Source organism: Flavobacterium xizangense, assembly GCF_054075145.1.
In genome coordinates this window covers 1-268 of sequence record NZ_JBSIPG010000125.1, presented here as the reverse complement: position 1 = coordinate 268, position 268 = coordinate 1, and the positions used below count along the sequence as shown (strand labels likewise).

The 268-nt window shown below is 36.2% G+C and carries 1 protein-coding gene; it reads left to right on the top strand.

Annotated features, from left to right (window positions below):
* Positions 1 to 268 (top strand): urease accessory protein UreH domain-containing protein (locus ACWA1B_RS22780; protein WP_456910907.1); only part of this gene is annotated, 268 nt, incomplete at both ends.

The window sequence follows — 268 nt, the reverse complement described above, 5'->3', positions numbered from 1 at the left end:
GGAATGTGCGGGCCAATTGCTATGATGCTTCCTGTAGACAGACAAAATGAAACTAAAAAAGTAACGCAGATTATGACGTATCATCTCGGCCGATTAACAGCTTATGCTACAATCGGACTGATTTTTGGTTTACTCGGAAGAGGTTTTTTTCTTGCAGGATTGCAGCAGAAAATGTCGATAATAATCGGTGTAATTATGATTATTGTGGTTTTGATTCCAGAAAAGAAATTTGCTCAGTATAATTTCTCTAAACCTGTTTACAAAATCA